The organism is Pseudomonas arvensis (assembly GCF_056688935.1).
The window spans coordinates 2,499,994-2,520,437 of record NZ_CP162038.1; the positions used below are offsets into that span (position 1 = coordinate 2,499,994).

At 62.0% G+C, this 20,444-nt stretch carries 18 protein-coding genes; 10 read left to right on the plus strand and 8 right to left on the minus strand.

Annotated features, from left to right (window positions below):
- The first annotated feature begins 353 nt into the window (after positions 1-353).
- Positions 354-1,505, plus strand: a complete 1,152-nt coding sequence (gene macA / locus AB3G88_RS11305; protein ID WP_480454054.1) for a macrolide transporter subunit MacA — start codon at positions 354-356, stop codon at positions 1,503-1,505.
- 3 nt (positions 1,506-1,508) lie between these two features.
- Positions 1,509-3,467, plus strand: coding sequence for a MacB family efflux pump subunit (locus AB3G88_RS11310; RefSeq protein WP_099585131.1), 1,959 nt, complete (start codon positions 1,509-1,511; stop codon positions 3,465-3,467).
- Between the two features lie 146 nt (positions 3,468-3,613).
- On the opposite strand, the gene AB3G88_RS11315 is transcribed toward AB3G88_RS11310, so the two are convergent.
- Both AB3G88_RS11315 and AB3G88_RS11320 read right to left on the minus strand, forming a co-directional pair.
- Entirely contained in the window at positions 3,614-4,282 is a 669-nt protein-coding gene (locus tag AB3G88_RS11315) for a helix-turn-helix transcriptional regulator (RefSeq protein WP_177411529.1), read from the minus strand.
- Positions 4,283-4,424: 142 nt separating this feature from the next.
- Positions 4,425-5,669 carry a methionine gamma-lyase gene (locus AB3G88_RS11320; RefSeq protein WP_400526835.1) on the minus strand — a complete coding sequence of 415 codons (1,245 nt, stop codon included), beginning with the start codon at positions 5,667-5,669 and terminating at the stop codon, positions 4,425-4,427.
- A 123-nt stretch (positions 5,670-5,792) separates the two neighbouring features.
- Between AB3G88_RS11320 and AB3G88_RS11325 the strand changes: the two genes are divergently transcribed.
- The gene (locus AB3G88_RS11325) at positions 5,793-6,263 is read left to right on the plus strand and encodes an Lrp/AsnC family transcriptional regulator (protein ID WP_099585128.1); all 471 of its coding nucleotides are present in this window, start codon (positions 5,793-5,795) and stop codon (positions 6,261-6,263) included.
- A 96-nt stretch (positions 6,264-6,359) separates the two neighbouring features.
- Positions 6,360-6,797, plus strand: a complete 438-nt coding sequence (locus tag AB3G88_RS11330) for a carboxymuconolactone decarboxylase family protein (protein ID WP_099585127.1) — start codon at positions 6,360-6,362, stop codon at positions 6,795-6,797.
- 3 nt (positions 6,798-6,800) lie between these two features.
- Here the strand turns inward: AB3G88_RS11330 and AB3G88_RS11335 are convergent, their stop codons facing one another.
- Both AB3G88_RS11335 and AB3G88_RS11340 read right to left on the minus strand, forming a co-directional pair.
- Complete coding sequence (locus AB3G88_RS11335) at positions 6,801-8,963, minus strand: TonB-dependent siderophore receptor (protein ID WP_480454056.1); 2,163 nt, start codon at positions 8,961-8,963, stop codon at positions 6,801-6,803.
- A 127-nt stretch (positions 8,964-9,090) separates the two neighbouring features.
- On the minus strand, positions 9,091-9,975 hold the full coding sequence (locus AB3G88_RS11340) for a helix-turn-helix domain-containing protein (RefSeq protein ID WP_480454057.1): 885 nt from the start codon (positions 9,973-9,975) through the stop codon (positions 9,091-9,093).
- A 245-nt stretch (positions 9,976-10,220) separates the two neighbouring features.
- Between AB3G88_RS11340 and AB3G88_RS11345 the strand changes: the two genes are divergently transcribed.
- Positions 10,221-11,516, plus strand: a complete 1,296-nt coding sequence (locus AB3G88_RS11345) for an NAD(P)/FAD-dependent oxidoreductase (RefSeq protein WP_480454058.1) — start codon at positions 10,221-10,223, stop codon at positions 11,514-11,516.
- Positions 11,517-11,571: 55 nt separating this feature from the next.
- Entirely contained in the window at positions 11,572-11,985 is a 414-nt protein-coding gene (locus AB3G88_RS11350; protein WP_480454059.1) for an SRPBCC family protein, read from the plus strand.
- A 139-nt stretch (positions 11,986-12,124) separates the two neighbouring features.
- On the opposite strand, the gene AB3G88_RS11355 is transcribed toward AB3G88_RS11350, so the two are convergent.
- Entirely contained in the window at positions 12,125-13,519 is a 1,395-nt protein-coding gene (locus tag AB3G88_RS11355) for a sensor histidine kinase (protein WP_099585122.1), read from the minus strand.
- Entirely contained in the window at positions 13,497-14,180 is a 684-nt protein-coding gene (locus tag AB3G88_RS11360; RefSeq protein ID WP_010564812.1) for a response regulator transcription factor, read from the minus strand. The genes AB3G88_RS11355 and AB3G88_RS11360 overlap by 23 nt, the downstream gene beginning before the upstream one ends.
- Before the next feature lie 288 nt (positions 14,181-14,468).
- Between AB3G88_RS11360 and AB3G88_RS11365 the strand changes: the two genes are divergently transcribed.
- Complete coding sequence (locus tag AB3G88_RS11365) at positions 14,469-15,374, plus strand: hypothetical protein (protein WP_112194933.1); 906 nt, start codon at positions 14,469-14,471, stop codon at positions 15,372-15,374.
- Between the two features lie 151 nt (positions 15,375-15,525).
- Here the strand turns inward: AB3G88_RS11365 and AB3G88_RS11370 are convergent, their stop codons facing one another.
- On the minus strand, positions 15,526-16,434 hold the full coding sequence (locus tag AB3G88_RS11370) for a MurR/RpiR family transcriptional regulator (RefSeq protein ID WP_480454061.1): 909 nt from the start codon (positions 16,432-16,434) through the stop codon (positions 15,526-15,528).
- Between the two features lie 82 nt (positions 16,435-16,516).
- Positions 16,517-16,720 (minus strand): hypothetical protein, encoded by a 204-nt coding sequence (locus tag AB3G88_RS11375; RefSeq protein WP_480454063.1) that lies wholly within the window; start codon positions 16,718-16,720, stop codon positions 16,517-16,519.
- Between AB3G88_RS11375 and AB3G88_RS11380 the strand changes: the two genes are divergently transcribed.
- From AB3G88_RS11380 to iolB, 3 genes are all read left to right on the plus strand, one after another.
- A complete protein-coding gene (locus AB3G88_RS11380) occupies positions 16,719-18,656 on the plus strand; it encodes a bifunctional 5-dehydro-2-deoxygluconokinase/5-dehydro-2-deoxyphosphogluconate aldolase (RefSeq protein WP_099585119.1) in 1,938 nt (645 codons plus the stop codon). The genes AB3G88_RS11375 and AB3G88_RS11380 overlap by 2 nt on opposite strands.
- Positions 18,657-18,756: 100 nt before the next feature.
- The gene (gene iolE / locus AB3G88_RS11385) at positions 18,757-19,647 is read left to right on the plus strand and encodes a myo-inosose-2 dehydratase (RefSeq protein ID WP_480454065.1); all 891 of its coding nucleotides are present in this window, start codon (positions 18,757-18,759) and stop codon (positions 19,645-19,647) included.
- Entirely contained in the window at positions 19,647-20,435 is a 789-nt protein-coding gene (gene iolB, locus AB3G88_RS11390; protein ID WP_099585117.1) for a 5-deoxy-glucuronate isomerase, read from the plus strand. Before iolE ends, iolB begins: the two co-directional genes overlap by 1 nt.
- Positions 20,436-20,444: the final 9 nt, after the last annotated feature.

A 20,444-nucleotide genomic window follows, 5' to 3' on the forward strand; every position in this document is an offset into this window, starting at 1 on the left:
TGGCTCTGGCTCTGCTTTTGATTTTGATTTTGATCTCAAGCGCCCCGTCAAACACGCTGGCCGAACGCAGGCTTGAATCCGTGGGTAACCCGGCAGGACGCCGGGTTAGCCGCGCTGGGCCATGGATGGCCCATCGCGGCGGCCCACGGATTCAAGCCGGAGTGAGGGCACACCGAGCCTAGGCGAGGTGCCGAGTGTTGGGGCAAGAGCCCTTTGGTTACTTTGGGGCTTTTCCAAAGTGACCCGCCGTAAGGGCGGAACCAATAGCCGCCGTTACCCCAGAAACGGATATACACCCGATCCAAAAAAGCCCAACCCAATAGGCCGGGCCAAACCAATTTCTATGGTCATTTATGCAAAACTCTAAATTCCGCAAAATCGGCATATTCACCGTACTGGCCGTCGCCATCGGCCTGATCATCTACACCGTCCAGGCCCCAGCCGACGCCCCGCTGTACCTCACCGCCACCGCCGAACGCGGCGATATCGAAAACGCCGTCCTGGCCACCGGCCTGCTCGAAGGCATCAAGCAGGTCGACGTCGGCGCCCAGGTCTCTGGGCAGTTGAAGTCGCTCAAGGTCAAGGTCGGCGACAAGGTCAAAAAGGGCCAGTGGCTTGCGGAAATCGACCCGCTGATCCTGCAGAACACCCTGCGCAAGGCCCAGGTGGATGAGGAAAACCTCCAGGCCCAGCGCCGGGCCACGGCGGCGCAGCTCAGGCAGGCCAAGTCGGTGTATGAGCGCTACAAAGGCTTGCAGAATGACGAGTCGGTCTCACGCCAGGATTTCGAAGACGCCGAATCGAGCTATCAGGTACAGCAGGCCAACCTGTTGGCCCTGGATGCGCAGATCAAAAGCGCGCATATCCAGATCGACACCGCCAAGATCAACCTGGACTACACCCGCATCAATGCGCCTATCGACGGCGATGTGGTGGGCATCGTCACCCAGGAAGGCCAGACGGTGATCGCCAGCCAGTTGGCACCGGTACTGCTCAAGTTGGCGGACCTCGACACAATGACGGTCAAGGCCCAGGTGTCGGAGGCGGATGTGATTCATATCAGCCCCGGCCAGCAGGTGTATTTCACCATCCTCGGTGAGGCCGACAAACGCTACTACGCCAAGCTGCGCGGTACCGAGCCGGCGCCGCAGAACTTCCTCGAAACCCAGACCGCCGGCACGCCCAAGCAGAACACGGCGGTGTTCTACAACGCGTTGTTCGATGTGCCCAACCCCGACCACCGCCTGCGCATCGCCATGACCGCCCAGGTGCGCATCGTGCTCGACACCGCCGAGGCCGCGTTGATGGTGCCGGTGGCCGCACTCGGGGCTCGCAACCAGGACGGCAGTTACACGCTGCGGGTGCTGGATACCAAGGGCAGGGCGGTGTCGCGGGATGTGAAGACCGGCATCAACAACAACGTCAAGGTGCAGATCCTGGACGGCCTGGCCGAGGGCGATAAAGTGGTGATCGGTGATGCGTCGCCTGCCGTGGCGGGGAACTGACGGATGAGCCAGCCACTGTTGGAACTCAAGGGCATCACCCGCAGTTTCATGGCCGGCGAGCGTGAATTCATTGCGCTCAAGGGTATCGACCTGACGATTCAGGCCGGGGAAATGGTCGCGATCATCGGCGCGTCCGGGTCCGGCAAATCCACCTTGATGAACATCCTCGGCGGCCTGGATTACGCCACCGCCGGCAGTTACAAAATCAATGGCATCGAAACCCGCTCGTTGGGCGATGAGCAACTGGCGGAGCTGCGCCGCGATTACTTCGGGTTCATCTTCCAGCGCTACCACTTGCTGGCGCACCTCAGTGCCTTGCACAACGTGGAAATGCCGGCGATTTATGCCGGCACGCCGGAGACCCAACGCCACAGTCGCGCACGGGAATTGCTCGAACGCCTGGGCCTGGCCAGCCACACCACCCACCGACCCAGCCAGTTGTCGGGCGGGCAGCAGCAACGGGTGAGTATCGCCCGGGCCTTGATGAACGGCGGTGAAGTGATCCTCGCCGACGAACCCACCGGCGCTCTCGACACCCACAGCGGCAAGGAGGTGATGCGCATCCTCGCTGAACTGCACGCGGCGGGGCACACGGTGATCATCGTCACCCACGACCCGAAAGTGGCGGCGAATGCCCAGCGCATTGTCGAGGTGTGCGACGGCGAGATCATCAGTGACAAGGCCAACGCCAGCAGTGGCCTGGACGTGCCGGCCGAGACGCCGATAGAGCCGCGGCGCAGCGGCGCACGGCGCCTGGTGGCGAGCCTGGGGCTGTTCAAGGAAGCGTTCAACATGGCCTGGGTCGCGCTGGTGTCCCATCGCATGCGCACCTTGCTGACCATGCTCGGCATCGTCATCGGCATCACCTCGGTGGTGTCGATCTCGGCGATTGGCGAAGGCGCCAAGCGCTATGTGCTCAAGGACATCCAGGCGATCGGCAGCAACACCATCGATATCTTTTCCGGCACCAGTTTCGGCGACAGCCGCGCCTCGGCCATCGAAACCCTGATGCCATCGGATGTGGACGCGCTGAACCAGCTGTACTACGTGGACAGCGCCACGCCGGTGGTGGGCCGCAGTCTGTTGCTGCGCTACGGCAATATCGACCTGGACGCCCAGGTCAACGGTGTCAGCGACCGCTATTTCAAGGTCAAGGGCCTGAAGCTCGAAGCCGGTATTGCCTTCAGCGAAAGCGATGCCCGGCGCCAGGCCCAGGTGGTGGTGATCGACCACAACACCCGCCACCGCCTGTTCGGCCCGAACGTGGACCCGCTGGGCCAGGTGATCCTGGTGGGCAACCTGCCGTGCACGGTGATCGGCGTGACGGCCGACAACAAAAACATGTTCGCCGCCAGTAAGGCGCTCAACGTGTGGGTGCCTTACGAAACAGCGGCGGGGCGCCTGTTGGGCCAGCGTCATCTGGACAGCATCACCGTGCGCATCAAGGACGGCCAGCCGAGCAAGGTGGTCGAAGACAACGTCAACAAACTCATGCTGCAACGCCACGGCACCAAGGATTTTTTCACCAACAACCTCGACAGCATCATGCAGACGGTGCAGAAAACCAGCCGCTCCCTGGCGTTGCTGTTGTCGTTGATTGCCGTGATTTCATTGTTGGTCGGCGGCATTGGCGTGATGAATATCATGCTGGTGTCGGTCACCGAGCGTACCCGCGAGATTGGCATCCGCATGGCGGTGGGCGCGCGGCAGTCGGACATTCGCCAGCAGTTTCTGGTGGAAGCGGTGATGGTGTGCCTGATCGGCGGTTTGATTGGTATCTCACTGTCCTACGCGCTGGGGTTTCTGTTTTCGCTGTTTGTGAAGGAATGGGAGATGGTGTTTTCGGTCGGCTCAATCGTCACGGCCTTTGCCTGTTCGACGCTGATCGGCATTGTGTTTGGCTTTGTGCCGGCGCGGAACGCCGCGCGGCTGGACCCGATCGAGGCACTGGCGAGGGATTGACGCTCACGGGCAAGTGCAAGCTTCGGGTCGTAGCAGCTGCCGAGCCTTGGCGAGGCTGCGTAGCGGACGTATTGACACCCCGCGATCTGCGGGGCGCCAACGCAGCCTCGCTTGCGCTCGACAGCTGCTACGGGGCGACGGGAGGCTTAGCTGGCGATGTCGTCCGTGGCGTACATCCACCGCAACAGCGAATGCCGCCCGCTGATCCCCAACTTGATCGCCGCTCGCTTGAGGTAGCTTTCAATCGTGTTGACCTTCAACGCCAGTTGCTCCGCCAACTCTGGCGCGGTGCGCCCGGCCAGCAGGCCCACGCACACTTCCAGCTCGCGGTTGGACAGGGTCAGGCCCGATTGCACCAGGCGCTCTTCAATGCGCCGGCGCAGGGTGTCGATGCCCTGGTTTTGCGGCGCCTTCGGGTCGCTGTCCTGGCAGCAGGGTTGGATCGCGGTGATGTGTTTTTCCACCATGGGCAGCAGCAGGGTGGAGAAGTCCTGCAGCATGCTGCGTTCCTGGGGCGAAAAGCTTTCGGACTGGTGCGAGCGGTACACCGACAGCACATACCGCACGTCGTCTTTGCGGCGCGTGAGGTGCAGTTGTGCGGCGGGCTGTGCTTCGCCCAGGGCCGCCACCGAGTCGGTATAGACCGGGCTGATCTTGCGGCGGGTGTGCCCGTCGGGGCTCACGTGCAATTGGGTGATATGGGTGGCGTCCACTGCCAGTTGGGTGAGGATCAGGTCATGCAGCATGCGTGGGAAATGGCGACTGCCGGTGCTGGCGATGACCTTGCCTATATGTGGGAACAGGTGTGAGTTCATCAGTTCGTCCATGAATGTCGAGTGCAGGACGTATGCTAGTACAGCCTGGCGGCGGCATGGGGATCCAATTGCCAAAAAAACCAGATTAACCACGGCCAACGGCGGCCGGAACTGTCCGACCGCCGCGAGGGGAGCACGGCACTTATCTCACGGCATGCGCCGCCATCAGCGTTTGGCGTGGCACGGCGCGAGCACATTTGGCCAGCGCTTGTTGCACATCCGCCAGCAGGTCGGCCACATCCTCCAGCCCGACCGATAAACGCACCAACCCCTCGCTGATGCCATGGTGCGCACGCTCTTCGGGGGTGTAGGTGGAGTGGGTCATGCTCGCCGGGTGCTGGGCCAGGGATTCGGCGTCCCCGAGGCTGACCGCACGGGTGAACAGCTTGAGGGCGTTCATAAAGCGTCGACCGCTGTCGATCCCCCCCTTGAGTTCGAACGCAATCATGCCGCCCGCCTGGCTCATTTGCCGCGCTGCCAGCTCGTACTGCGCGAAAGCGCGCAGCCCCGGATACGTGACCCACTCCACCGCCGGGTGCGCCTGCAAGGCTTCGGCCACCGCCTGGGCGTTGCTGCAATGGCGGTCCATGCGCAGGGCCAGGGTCTTGAGGCCGCGCACCAGCAGCGCGGCGTCCTGGGGCGACATCACCGCGCCGGTCAGATCCTTGAGGCCTTGCAAGCGAATGCGCTGGGCCGTGGCCAGGTTGCTCACGGCGATGCCGGCGGTGATATCGCCGTGGCCGCTGAGGTATTTGGTGGCCGAGTGCACCACCACATCCGCGCCCAGTTCCAGCGGGCGTTGCAGGTACGGCGTGCAGTAGGTGTTGTCGATCACGACCGTGACATTCGGCTGTTGATGGGCGAGGGCGGCCACGGCGGCGATGTCCACCAATTGCAGGGTGGGGTTGGCCGGGGTTTCACAGTAGATCATGCGGGTGGCGGGGCTGAGCGCCGCTTGCAGGGCGGCCAGGTCGGTGAGGTCCACATGGCGCACCTTGATGCCGAACTCGCCGATGCCGTGGTGCAACAGGGCGAAGGTGCAGCCGTAGAGGGTCTGGCTGACGATCACTTCATCGCCTGGCCGCAGCAAGGTCCAGAATGTCGCGGCAATCGCGCCCATGCCGGAGCTGAACGCCACCGCCGCCTCGCCGTTTTCCAGGGTGGCCATGCGCGACTCCAGCAGCGCCAGGGTCGGGTTGGAAATGCGTGTGTAGAAGTGGCCGCTGGCTTCGCCGGCAAAACACGCGGCGCCGTATTCGGCAGTCGGGAAGGCAAACGTGGCCGAGAGGTAGACCGGTGGCACGAGCGCGCCATGGTGGTCCTTGGGGTCGTAGCCGTGGTGGATGGCGCGGGTGGAAAAGCCGAATGCATGGTGTTTATTGTTCATGTCGGGCGCTCCTTATTTCCTACAATGCTATGCTCATAACCACAGATGGATTTTGCAAACTTTGCCGACAAATCCCGCGTTAAGGGATGAAAAACCCCTAAAAACAACAAACAGAGGCACATCATGCCCGTCACTCTGGACCGCACCGACAAGGCGTTGTTAAACGCCCTGCAAGGCAATGCCCGTCTCACCGTGGCCGAACTGGCCGACCGCGTGTCCCTGACCACCTCACCGTGCTGGCGTCGCGTACGTAACTTGGAAGAGAGCGGGGTGATCAGCGGTTACCAGGCGATTCTTTCGCCCAAGGCGCTGGGGTATGGGGTGACGGCGTTTGTCAGCATCATGATGGAGAGCCACACCCAGGACATCGCCCGGGCGTTCGAGCAGCGCTTGTTGGAGATTCCGGAAATCGTGGCGTGTCACAACGTGTCCGGGCGCTATGACTTTTTGCTCGAAGTAGTGGCCAAGGACCTGGAGTCGTTTGGCGAGTTTGCGCGGGAGGTGTTGCAGACGCTGCCGTGCGTCAAGGAGATCTATTCGAGTTTTTCCTATAAGTCGGTGCGGCCGTTGCGGGTGATTCCATTGCCGGGCTGACGCATTGGCTACCTGATCTTCTCCACAATTGGATATTTCTCGCGGCTGCGACGGTGACTAACCTAGCCACCAATCCCACCGTCCTGGAGTTCCACCATGCAAGCCCGTACCGATTTCTACACCGCATCCCCAGACGCCATGAAAGCCATGCTTGCCCTGGAAGCGGCGGTCGGCAAACTCTCCATCGAGTTGCCGTTGCTGGAGCTGATCCGCCTGCGCGTGTCGCAGATCAACGGCTGTGCCTTCTGCCTCGACATGCATACCGCCGATGCCCGCAAGGGCGGCGAGACCGAGCGGCGCCTGTACACCCTGTCGGCCTGGCGTGAAACGCCGTTCTTCACCCCGCGCGAACGTGCGGCGCTGGCCTGGGCCGAAAGCCTGACGCTGATCAGCCAGACCCACGCCCCGGATGAAGATTTCAATGCACTGGCGGCCGAGTTCAGCGCCCAGGAACAGATCGACCTGAGCGTCGCGATTGCCACCATCAACAGCTGGAACCGGTTGGCGGTGGGTTTTCGCAAGATGCCCAAGTAAGCCTCAGAAGTTGACCGACGCACTCAGCCGCGCCGTCAGAGGCGCGCCCTGGAACAGATAGTCATCGCCCATGTACTCGCCCGCGTCGCGCCAGTAGCGCTTGTCGAACAGGTTGTCGACGCTCAGGCGAAACACCGTTTCATAGCCGTCCACCTTGGTGGTGTAGCGGCTGCCGACGTTGACCACCGCGTAATCCCCCACCTCTACATTGCCGTTGCGGTTGGCGTATTTCTTGGCGCTGTATTGCACACCGCCCAGCACCGCCAACCCATTCACCCACGGCAACGCATAGTCGGCGTAGACACTGGCGCGCAGCTTCGGCACGTTGATCGCCTGATGCGCTTCGTATTCCGGCGTGCCGCTGCCGGTCACCCGCGCGCGAATGGCTGCCACGCTGCTGGAGATTTGCAGGCGCTCAGTGGCCCAGCCGTTGGCCGAGAGTTCCACGCCGGTGTTTTTCTGCTCGCCCTGCTGCACATAGGTGAAGTCGCCGGCAGCGTCGGGCTTGGCGTACTGATAGGCCTGGCGGGTCTGGAACACGGCGGCGGCGAAGCTGATGCGGCGCCAGTCGTATTTCACGCCGGCTTCGATTTGGCGGGAGGTGGTGGGGGCGAGGGTTTCATCGGCGTTGGTGGCGAACCACGGCGCCGTGCCGCCCAGGGACAGGCCCTTGCTGTAGCTGGTGTAGAGCGAGACGTTTTCAATCGGTTTGTAGATCAGCGACGCCTGGGGCAGGAACACGTATTGCTGGGTATGGCGGGTCTGGTTGCCAGTTTCGCCGTCGAAGGCCTTTTCATCCAGGCGCACCTCACGACCACCGAGGATGGTTTGCCATTGCTCGTTGAAGCGGATGCGGTCGGTGACGAACACGCCGTATTGGCGGCTGTCGAGGTTGCGGTGGCTGTCATTCAGCGGTTTGTCGGTGGGGGTGAATGTCGGCGTGTCTTCGTCGATGTTGCTGGTGCCAATGTACTCGTTGACCGGCTTGCGCTTGTCGACCACCCGGCGGAACGCACTGGTGCCGACGGTCAGCTCATGGCCGATACCTGCGGTGTCGAACAGCCCGGTCATGGCCGCCTGGACTTCATCGTCGCGGCGGGTGTCGTCGGGGCTGCGGTAGTCGTAGACGTCGTAGCTGCCCTCGGGGCTGAAGGTGTTTGGCACCTTGGCCGTGCAACTGGTCGAGCCGTAGCAGCCCCAGGCAAACGAACTGTAGTCGTCGATCACCACCTTGCTGCGCGCCGCGCTGACGCTGCCTTGCCACTGGTCGCTGAAGCGGTATTCAAACTTGCCGTTGAGGTTCAGCGAGTCGATGCCGACCTGCCTGGAACCGCTCTGATGGCCGAGCAGTTTTTTCGGCGAGGCGTCGTGGGGCAGTTCGGTGCCGCCGAGCAATTGATAACCCGGTACCGAACGTTGTTGCTTGTTCTGGTACTCGGCGTCGAGTTGCAGCACGGCGTCGGGGCTGATGTTCCAGTCGAAGGCCAGGGACACAAAGTCGCGCTGGCCATTGGCGTGCTCGACATAGGAGTTGAGGTCTTCGTGGGCCACGTTCGCGCGCAGGCCGAATTGCTGCTCAGTGCCAAACCAACCGCCGACATCGGTTGCGATATAGCCGCTGCCACGATCATCGGTGGAGACCGTGACCGAACGCACATCCTCCGGGCGCTTGGTCACGTAGTTGATCACGCCGCTGGGTTCGGAAATCCCGCTTTGCAGGCCCGCCAGGCCCTTGAGCACTTCGACCTGCTGCTTGTTTTCCAGGGCGACGTTTTGCTCGCCGGTGATGGTGCGCCCGTTGATCTTGTAGCTGCTGGCCGCGTTCAGCGAAAAGCCGCGCACCACAAAGTTTTCGTAGTAGCCAATCGGCGCATAGCTGTCGCCCACCGAGGCGTCGTTGCGCAGCACTTCACTGAGCAGGCGCGCTTGCTGGTCCTTGATCAGGGCGGCGTTGAGCACGGTGATCGAGGCTGGGGTGTCCAGCAGCGGTGTTTCGCTGAAGCCACCGACCGAGGCGGTATCGGCGCGATAACCGGCCTCATCCTGGCCCTGGACCTTCACCGCCGGCAGTTCGATCTCTGCCGCGAGGCTGTTGCCGATACCGCCGCTGAGCAGCAGGCCGAGGGCGAAACGGGAAGTGACGACGGGACGAAAACGCAAAACCATGGGGGCAAGGCCTTAAAGCGCAGGGCGGGGGGCGCATAAGCTAGGCATAACGGCGCGGTTTTACAAGTTATTGAGAATGGCCGCACAGACATCACAGAAGTCCGCTCACCATAAAAACCTGATGTCCTCAGGAGCGCTTGAGGGTCTCGCTTGGCAGCTCGTTGAACAGCGCACGGTAGCTGTGCGAGAACCGCCCCAAATGCCAGAACGACCAGTTCATCGCCACTTCAGCCACGGTGCGGTCGACTGCGGTCAGCAACTCCCGCCGTGCGCCATTCAAGCGGCGCAGCCTCATCCACTGCGCCGGGCTCATCCCGGTGTAGGTCTTGAAGCCTTGCTGCAGCTGGCGCAAGGACACGCCGGCGATCTGTGCCAGTTCCAGCAGGTTGACGGTTGCATCCGGCGCATCCGCCGCCCACTCACCGATGCGCGCCATCAACTGGCGTTCTTCACTGCGTCTTCGCAATGAGCTGCGATCCAGGCAGACACAGGCGTTGTCGAGGATGAACAGGCAGTCGTCAAGCAGTTGCCGGGTGAGGGAGACCGGGTCGGCGACTGTGGACAAGCGCGTCAGCGTGCCACTGAGCCAGCGGCTGAACAGCGCGTTCTGCTGGGAGGTCAGCGGGGCCATGAACAGGCCTTCCAGCTTCGTCACATCCAAGCCATGGCGCTGCACGAATTGCGGGCCGAACACCACCGCCACTTCGCGGTAGTTTTCCGGGGTGATCCAGGTATTGCGGCTTTCGCCATTGAGCAGGTACAGCGCGTTGTCACTGCCATCGAAACAGAACGCCAGCGAGCCCGGGGGGGCATTGAAATGCTGCTCGACGCGCGTATTCATGCACTCTTCGTACACCTGCACGCCCTGCAGATCGAGGTAGCGGATGCGCCCGGCAAAGTGCCCGGGGGACATCTGCTGGTACTGCTGCACCCAGCCAGGTGTTGCATTGCATTGGGCGGCCACATCACCAGTGGCGAAGGCCTGTACGCGCGAAGCGGTTGCCAGTGTCATGAAGAATCCGTGCGCACTCTATTGGTGCGTTGTGCTGCGTGCAAAGTGGATAGATGCCGTTCGAAGGCTGGCCCAAGATAGACCTCAATGCGTCTTGTGAACAAGCTTCTCCCGCTGGCCCTTGAATATCGCCTATTCGATTCCCAAGGAAGGCTCCAACCTGTGGTTCGAGCTGCTGGCGATTCCACCGACCCCGGCGACCATGCGCCTGATGACCGCGCCTGGAGCAAAGTGAAGGCCCATAAATGATCCAGTCCAACGACCACGCCCGCTCCTATTACCGGGCCACAGCCAATGCCATGCCTGAGCGGCCGAGCCTGGACGCCGACCTGAGTGCCGATGTGTGCGTAATCGGCGCCGGTTTTACTGGCATCAACACCGCCATCGAACTGGCTCAGCGCGGGCTCTCGGTGATTGTGCTGGAGGCCCGGCGCGTCGGTTGGGGCGCCAGCGGGCGCAATGGCGGGCAGTTGATCCGCGGGATCGGCCACGATGTGTCGGGGTTCGCCAAATACGTGGGGGAGGAGGGTGTGCATTACCTGCAGCGCGCGGGCATCGACTCGGTGGCGCTGGTGGGCGAGCGCATTCGTGAGCATGGCATCGACTGTGATCTGCGCTGGGGTTTCTGCGAGCTGGCCAACACCCCGGCGCAGTTCGCGGCGTTCAAGGCGGAGCAGGAGGGCCTTGGGCGATTGGGTTATACCCATGAAACCCGCCTGGTTGGGCCGCAGGATATGCCGCAGGTAGTGGGCTCGACCGTGTATGCCGGCGGCCTGGTGGACATGGGCTCCGGGCATTTGCACCCATTGAACCTGGTGCTGGGTGAAGCGCAGATGGCCGAGTCCCTCGGCGTGAAAATCTTCGAGCACACCGAAGTGCTGGAGCTGATCCACGGCGACACCGTGCACGTGCGCTGCGCCGCTGGCACGGTGCGCGCCGCCAGCCTGGTGCTGGCCTGCAATGCGCACCTCGAAGAGCTGGAACCGCGCTTGAGCGGGAAGGTGTTGCCGGCGGGCAGCTATATCATCGCCACCGAGCCGCTGTCGCAGGCGCTGGCCAACCAACTCATCCCGCAGAACCTGGCGCTGTGCGACCAGAAAGTCGGCCTGGATTACTACCGGATGTCGGCCGACCGTCGCCTGCTGTTCGGCGGTGCCTGCCATTATTCCGGGCGCGACCCGGCGGACATTGCCGCGTATATGCAGCCCAAGCTGCTCAAGGTGTTCCCGCAACTGGCTGACACCGCCGTCGCGTTTCAGTGGGGCGGCAAGATCGGCATCACCGCCAACCGTTTCCCTCAGGTCGGGCGGTTGCAGCAGTACCCGAATGTGTTCTACGCCCAAGGCTATTCCGGCCACGGGCTGAATGTGACCCACTGGTGCGCGCGACTGCTGGCCGAGGCGATTCATGCGGGTCACAGTCAGGGTCTGGATGTTTTCAGCCAGGTGCCGCATATGACCTTTCCCGGCGGCAAGGCGCTGCGTTCGCCGCTGCTGGCGTTGGGGATGTTGTGGTATCGACTGCGGGAATTGATGCATTGACCGGCTTTGCGTGGCAGGCTGAACGACGTTTTCCTACGACTTTTGGAGATTTACCGTGCCAACAGCATCTGCAGTGATTGAAATCCCGGTATCGGCCGACACGGTCTGGCAATGGGTAGGCGGCTTCAACAGCCTGCCGGACTGGTTGCCGCTGATCGCCAAGAGCGAACCGGGCGAAGGCGGCCGCTTGCGCCACCTGACCACCGCCGACGGTGGTTCGATCGTCGAGCGTTTGCAGACCTTTGATAACGTGGCGCGCACCTACAGCTACACCATTGAGGGGGCATCGCCATTTCCGGTGAAGGCCTACCTGGCGACGTTGCAGGTTGAGGCGTTGAGCGAATCGTCGGCGAAGGTGACATGGTCCGGTGTGTTTACGCCGTCGGCCGGCACTACGGATGCAGCGGTGGAAGAGCTGTTCGCTGGGTTGTACAAGGGAGGGGTTGAGGCGCTGCGGGCGAATTTCTGAGCTGAACAGGTCTATTAGGCACCGCAGGGCCAATGTGGGAGGGGGCTTGCCCCCGATGGCAGTTTTTCAGTTATTGATCAGGTGACTGACACACTGCTATCGGGGGCAAGCCCCCTCCCACATTTGGAACCCAGTCGCCTTAGGCTTCGGGCATCAGTTGCTGGCGGCACTCCAGCACCAGCCTCGCACCGCCTTGCTCGCTGGTGCCGACGTCCAACTTGAACCCGTGCAAATTGATAATCGCCGCCACAATCGACAAGCCCAAGCCGAACCCACCTTGCTGGTCGCTCTCATCCACGCGATAAAACCGCTGGAACACCGCTTTGCGTTCCGCCGCCGGTATGCCTGGCCCGGAGTCATGGACTTCGATGCGTGTGCTGCCGCCGTCGTTGACCCCGCGCAAAATCACTTCGCCGCCCGCCGGGGAGAACTTGATCGAGTTGCTCAGCAGGTTGGCCAGGGCTTCAAACAGCAACGCGCGGTCGCCGGTGATCCACGGCAGGGAGTCTGGCACTTGCAGTAAAAGCTGCAACTCGCCTTCTTCGGCCAGGGGCAGGTAGAAGTCGTGCAACTCGCGCAGCAATGGCAGCGGGTCCATCACCAGAAAGCCTGAGCGACGTTGGTGATCTTCCAGTTCCGAGATACGCAACAGCCCGCGAAAACGCGCCATCAGGGTGTCGGTTTCAGCAATGGCGTCGTCCAGTTGCAGCGCATGGGCCGACTCGGCTTCGGCCTGCTGCTTGATGCGGTACAACTGCGCCCGCAGACGGGTGAGCGGGGTGCGCAGGTCGTGGGCGATGTTGTCGCACACGCCCTTGACCTCGTTCATCAGCTTCTCGATGCGGTCGAGCATGGCGTTGACGATGGCCGCGAGCATGTCGAGCTCGTCACGCCGGTTGGACAGCGGCAAGCGATGGGTGAGGTCGCCGGCGACGATCGCTTCGGCACTGGCCTGGATCCCGCGAATCCGCCGCAGCGGACGTCGGCGCAGTAAATGCCAGCCAGCAGCGCCGGGGATGATCGTCAGTGACAGCGCCCACAGCAAGGCATGCCAGATGATCCGCGTCACACCAAACAACGAGCCATTGGCGCGCACCAGCACCAGCCAGCGGCCGTCGTCGGTGTGGGTGGCCACGGCGTCGCAGCTGTCCTTGGGCAGTTTGGGGTCGTCGGAGTCGACGCAGTTGGACAGGGCGTGGATCTTGCCGTCCAGCGGCAGGTCCGGCGGGATCGCACGGATCGGCCCGCTCAAAGGGCGAAATTGCTCGTCGAACAAGCCGTAGGCGTCCACGCCCTTCATGTCGAAGGTCATGCTGGTGGTCAACGCTTCCACCAGCTCTTCGCCGTCAAAGCGCTGGAACAGATGCTGGCGCTGCATCAGCGAATGGCGCGACAGGTCGCTCAGGTAACCGGACACTTCGTAATACAGCACCCCCATGAGGATGCAGCTCCAGGCTACGAACAGCGAGCTGTACAGCGCCAGCAAACGGCTGCTGGAAGAACGCCAGCCTTTAGAGGGGTTCAGCAATGACATAACCCGAACCTCGTACCGTGCGGATCAACGGCGTGAGGCCCGGTGGATCGATTTTCTTGCGCAGGCGACCGATGTGCACGTCGATCAGGTTGGTGCCCGGGTCGAAGTGATAGCCCCAGACTTCCTCGAAGATCATCATCCGCGACAGGATCTGCCCGGTGTTGCGCATCAGGAACTCCAGCAGTTTGTACTCGGTGGGCAACAGGCTCAGAGGCTGATCGGCGCGGCTGGCTTCGCGGCTGATCAGGTTGAGTTCGAGGTCGGCCACGCGCAGGGCGGTTTCGAATTCCTTGACCGTGCTTTTGCGCCGCAGCAGCACTTCGACGCGGGCGGCCATTTCATCGGAGGCGAATGGCTTGGTCAGGTAGTCATCACCGCCGGCGCGCAGGCCGCGCACGCGCTCGTCCACGTCGGAGAGGGCGCTGATCATCAGGATCGGCGTCGACACCCCGATGGTGCGCAAGGTGGTGACGATGGCCAGCCCATCCAGTTCGGGCAGCATGCGGTCGAGGGTGATCAGATCGTAATCACCACTCACGGCGCGGACCAGGCCTTCGCGGCCGTTGTCCACCCAGTCTACGTCCAGTCCATGGCTACTCAGCTCGGCGACGATCTCGCGGGCCGTTACGGCGTCATCCTCGATGGTCAAAATGCGGGTCATAGGATTACCTGGTGAGCGATTCACACTAGAAGTGGGGGCATTTTGCCAAGAAATGGCTGAACGCTTCCTAAATAAAACTTCATGTTGGCAAAACCGATACTTTTCCAGGGGAATGCATAACGCACGCCTTCCTGCCGCCGCTCTTGCAACTTGCATGGCTTGAGTAAGTTCAACTTATTTAAATTATTGAAATATATAGGTATTTATTTTTATGCCGACTGGCATGGTGCCTGCACTGTCCCTTTTGAGACTTGTAACACTATTTTTCCTGCCGGGAGCACAACAACAATGATCACATCATCATCCACGCTGCAAGCGTCGAGCACGCACTCCGGGGTTTCCTGGGGAGCGATCTTTGCCGGGGCCGCTGCGGCGGCTGCACTGTCGTTGATCCTGGTACTGCTGGGTTTCGGCCTGGGTTTTTCGGCGGTGTCGCCGTGGGCCGATAGCGGTATCAGCGCCAAGGGGCTTGGCATTTCCACTATTGTCTGGCTGGCGTTTACCCAGATCGTCGCATCCGGGTTGGGCGGTTATATCGCCGGACGCTTGCGAGTGAAGTGGTCCGGAATGCATGGCGACGAGGTGTACTTTCGTGACACGGCCCATGGCTTCCTGGCCTGGGCGGTCGCGACGTTGATTACCGCAGTGCTGGTGGTCGGCTCGGTCAGCAGTGTCGTGAGCGGTGGTGTGAAAGCCGGCGCCAGTGTCGCAGCGGGCGCCGCCAGCGGAATCACCCAAGCAGCGGGCAGTGCGGCCAAAGGCGTCAACGGCGGCGACTTCGACTATTACGTCGACAGCCTGTTCCGTGACGACCGCCCGGTTGCCGTCAGCGATGACGCGGCCCACGGCGTGGTAGCGCGCATCTTCACTCGCACCCTGAGCAACGATGGCCAACTGGCCGCTGAAGACCGTGCCTACCTGGCGCAGTTGATCAGCCAGCGCACCAACCTCAGCCAGGCCGAGGCCGAAGCGCGCATCGACAAGGTCTATGGCGATGCCCGTAAAGCTGTCGAAGACGCCAAGCTCAAAGCCAGGCAGGCCGCTGACACGGCCGCCAAAGTGGCTGCCTACACGTCGCTGTGGACGTTTGTTGCCCTGTTGATCGGTGCGTTCTTTGCCAGCTTCGCTGCGACCTTTGGTGGTCGTCGTCGCGATGCGGTGGTGTACGTCGAAACCGAAAACTACGTTCGTTAATTCAAGGAGAACACCATGCGCTCATTACTTCTGTGGTTCCTCGGCGTGCCAATTCCGGTGATCATCCTGATCGCAATTTTCATGCACTGATGCCGGTCCAGTGTGGGAGGGGGCAAGCCCCCTCCCACATTTGGTCTGCAGTGTCAGGAAGTCAGTCGTCGAACCCGACCTGCTCGTGAATCTCATCCACCTTTAATTCCAACCGATACGCCACCGCGATAAACAGCGCCTGGCACAGGCACAAGGTGGCGCTCAGCGAGCGGAAAGCAAACGACGAACCTTCATTCACCAACAACACCGCGTTCGCCCGCTTGGCCAGGGGCGACAGGTTGCTGTCGGTGATGATCAGGGTCTTGGCCTGATGGTGCTGGGCGATGCGCAGGCAGTGTTGGGTCTCCTTGCCATACGGCGTGAAGCTGATGGCGATCACCAGGTCATTGGCGCGTACGCTGCGCATCTGCTCGCGGTAGCTGCCGCCCAGGCCGGAAATCAAATGGATGCGCTTGTTGGTGTGCTGCAGGTTGTAGACCAGGTAGTCGGCCACCGCGAACGAACGGCGCACACCCACCACGTAGATATTGTCGGCGTTGACCACCAGGTCCACGGCCTTGTCGAACGCAACGTCATCCAGTTCCAGCCCCAGACGCTCGATGCCCGATAGCGTGGCGTTCACGCATTCGCGCGCCAGGTCGCCGCCGCTGGCCTTCTGCGACTTGTTGGCAATCATGCTGCGAATGCGCTGCTGGTAGTTCTGTACCGGCGTGGTCTTGTGGGTGTAGGCCTCGCGAAACAGCGCCTGCATCTCACTGAAACCACTGAAGCCGAAACGCTGGGAGAACCGCACAATGGCCGACGGATGCACTTCGCATTCACGGGCAATGTCGCTGATGCGGTCGACCATGATCCGGTCGCTCTGCTGGCTCATGTAGCTGGCGATGCGCTTGAGCTGGCGCGGCAGGCTTTCGTATTCGTCGGTGATCAGCTGCAACAGGCGTTCGGCATTGACCGGAGTGCTGGCGAGTGGGGCTTCCAGGGTGATCTCGGGATCGGTGCGGGACATGGGCAATCCTTCTGGCGTGTTCGTCTGATGCGCTGATGGGTGGCGCAAGTCTACAGGGTAGGCGCAAAAAAATACCCCGGCATCACGGCGCCCGTGGGCTGCTGAAACGATGCACGCGGGCTGGGGTGCCATTATGCTGGCTTATTGGAAAAATTATTCCACTAAAAATAATTTTGGAATAAATATTGATTGCGGCCGCCGGACGTTCTAGTCTGCTCTCACCAAGAGCGTGTGCCGTCACCACGGCGGCACCACGCAGGCTGATAAAAATAACAGGAGCCAGCATGGGCCAGACTCGTTTTGCCAGTGGGCGTCAATTGGATCTGATTTGCCTCGGGCGCCTGGGCGTCGACCTCTACGCACAGCAAGTAGGTGCGCGGCTTGAGGACGTGTCCAGCTTCGCCAAGTACCTCGGCGGTTCCTCCGCCAACATCGCCTTCGGCACTGCCCGGCTGGGCCTCAAGTCGGCGATGCTGAGCCGCGTGGGGGACGACCATATGGGTCGCTTCCTGGTGGAATCCCTGGCCCGCGAAGGCTGTGATGTCAGCGGCATCAAGGTCGACCCGGAACGGCTCACCGCCCTGGTGCTGCTGGGCCTCAAGGACCGCGAAACCTTCCCGTTGGTGTTCTACCGCGAAAACTGCGCCGACATGGCCCTGCGCGCCGAAGACATCAGCGAAGCCTTTATTGCCTCCAGCAAGGCGCTGCTGATCACCGGCACGCATTTCTCCACCGATGGCGTGTACAAGGCCAGCATCCAGGCGCTGGACTACGCGGCCAAGCACAACGTCAAGCGCGTGCTGGATATCGACTACCGCCCGGTGCTGTGGGGCCTGGCGGGCAAGGCGGATGGCGAGACGCGGTTTGTCGCCGACCAGAATGTCAGCCAGCATGTGCAGAAAATCCTGCCGCGTTTCGACCTGATCGTCGGCACCGAGGAAGAATTCCTGATCGCCGGTGGCAGTGAAGACCTGCTCACCGCACTGCGCACCGTGCGCGAACTCACGCCCGCCACCTTGGTGGTCAAGCTCGGCCCGCAGGGTTGCACGGTGATTCACGGTGCGATTCCTGCGCGCCTGGAAGACGGCGCGATCTACCCCGGCGTGCGCGTCGAAGTGCTCAATGTGCTGGGCGCCGGCGATGCGTTTATGTCGGGCTTTCTCAGCGGCTGGATCAACGACGCCAGCGATGAACGTTGCAGCCAACTGGCCAATGCCTGTGGCGGCCTGGTGGTCTCGCGCCACGCCTGCGCCCCGGCCATGCCGACGCCGGCCGAGTTGGATTACCTGTTCAACAGCCCGGTGCCGATCACCCGGCCGGACCAGGACGTGACCCTGCAACGCCTGCACCGCGTCAGCGTGCCGCGCAAGCAATGGAAGCAATTGTTCATCTTTGCCTTCGACCACCGCTGGCAATTGGTCGACCTGGCGCAGCGCGGCGGCCAGGATCCGGCGCGTATCAGCGACATCAAGCAACTGTTTATCCAGGCCATCGAACGGGTGGAAAAAAAGCTCGCCGAGCAGGGCGTTGCCGCCGATGTGGGCCTGTTGGCCGACCAGCGCTTCGGCCAGGACGCGCTCAACGCCGCCAGCGGTCGCGGCTGGTGGATCGCGCGCCCGGTGGAAGTGCAGAACTCGCGGCCCCTGGCCTTCGAACATGGGCGTTCGATTGGCAGCAACCTGATCGCCTGGCCCCAGGAACAGATCATCAAGTGCCTGGTGCAATTCCACCCGGATGACGAACCCTTGTTGCGCCTGGAACAGGAAGCCCAACTCAAGGCCGTGTATGACGCGTCCCTGGTCAGCGGCCATGAACTGCTGCTGGAAGTCATCCCGCCCAAGGATCACCCGTCCACCTACCCGGACGCGCTCTATCGCAGCCTCAAGCGCCTGTACAACCTGGGCATCTACCCGGCGTGGTGGAAGATCGAAGCGCAGTCGGCCGAGGACTGGAAAAAGCTCGATGCGCTGATCCAGGAGCGCGACCCGTACTGCCGTGGCGTGGTGTTGCTGGGCCTGAATGCCTCGGCACAGTTTCTCGCAGACGGCTTCCAGCAAGCACGCCTGAGCACCACCTGCCGTGGGTTTGCCGTGGGTCGCACAATTTTCCAGGAGCCGAGCAAGGCGTGGATGGCGGGGGAGATTGATGATGAAACCCTGATCCAGCAGGTACAGGCGACGTTCGAGCAACTGATCAATGCCTGGCGCAGTGCCCGAACCTGAACCCAGTTCTAATTTGAAAGGCAATCCAATGTGGGAGGGGCAAGCCCCTTCCCACATAAAGCAGATCTCAGTGATACCTGAAAATAATAAAGGTGCAGCCATGCCCGCAATCCGAATTGGCATCAACCCGATCTCCTGGAGCAACGACGACCTGCCAGCCCTGGGCGGTGAAACGCCGCTGAGCACCGCCTTGAGCGAGGGCAAGGAAATCGGCTACGAAGGTTTCGAACTCAACGGTAAATTCCCCAAGGACGCCAAGGGCGTCGGCGATGTACTGCGCCCTTATGACCTGGCGCTGGTCTCCGGCTGGTATTCCAGCCGCCTGGCCCGCCGCTCGGTGGCCGAAGAAATCGAAGCCATCACCGCTCACGTCGAATTACTGAAACAGAATGGCGCCAACGTGCTGGTTTACGGTGAGGTGGCCGATTCGATCCAGGGCTCGCGCATTCGCCTGATCGAACGCCCGCGTTTCCATAGCGAGCAGGCCTGGCAGGCGTACGCCGACAAGCTCACCGAGTTGGCGCGCTTCACCCTGTCCCAAGGCGTACGTCTTGCCTATCACCATCATATGGGCGCCTACGTCGAATCCCCGGAAGACATCGACCAGTTGATGAAAAGAACCGGCCCGGAAGTCGGCCTGCTGTTTGATTCGGGTCACTGCTATATGGGCGGCGGCGAACCGCTGGAGGTGCTGCGCAAGCACATCGACCGCGTCTGCCACGTGCATTTCAAGGACGTGCGCAAACCGGTGGTGCAACTGGCGCGCAACCAGATGTGGAGCTTCCCGGACTGCATCGTCAACGGCACGTTTACCGTGCCCGGCGATGGCGATATCGACTTTGCCGAGTTGCTCGATGTGCTGCTCGCGGCGAAATACGAGGGTTGGCTGGTGGTGGAAGCCGAGCAGGATCCGGCAGTGGCGCCCAGCTATATCTACGCGAAAAAGGGTTATGACACCCTGCGCGCTCTGCTCACAGAGAGGGCCCAGTGATGAGCCTGTTGGTCAAAAGCAGCAAACGCGGGCAAACCATGGTTGCCCTGGAAGAGGGCCGACTGGAATACGTCGGGTTCAAAGCCTACCGCCTGAGCCTGGGCGAAACCCTGCCGGTCAGCGCTGGTGATAAAGAGCTGTGCCTGGTGCTGCTCAGCGGTCGGGTGAACATCGAAGGCGAGGGCTTCAACTGGCAGAACCTCGGCGATCGCCAGTCGGTGTTCGAGGACAAGTCCCCGTTCGCCGCCTACCTGCCGCCGGGCGCCGACGCCCAGGTGACCGCCTTGAGCGACGTGCAGATTGCCGTCTGCGCCGCCCCAGGTGCCGGCGGTTACGAACCACGCCTGATCCGCCCCGAAGACTGCAAGCGCAGCGTGCGTGGCAAAGGTGCCAACACGCGCTATGTGTGCGACATCCTGCCCGACACTTCGCCGGCTCATTCGCTGCTGGTGGTGGAAGTGCGCACGCCGTCGGGGCATTCGTCGAGTTACCCGCCGCACAAGCACGACACCGACGACCTGCCGCACCAGAGCTTCCTGGAAGAAACCTACTACCACCAGATCAACCCGCCCCAGGGTTTTGTGTTCCAGCGGGTCTATACCGACGACCGCAGCATTGACCAGGCCATGGCCGTGGAAAACAGCGACCTGGTGGTGGTGCCCAAGGGCTATCACCCGGTCAGCGTGCCGTACGGCTACGAATCTTATTACCTGAACGTGATGGCGGGGCCCAAGCGCGCCTGGCATTTCCACAACGACCCGCAGCACAGTTGGCTGCTGGACCTTTAAGCGGTTTTG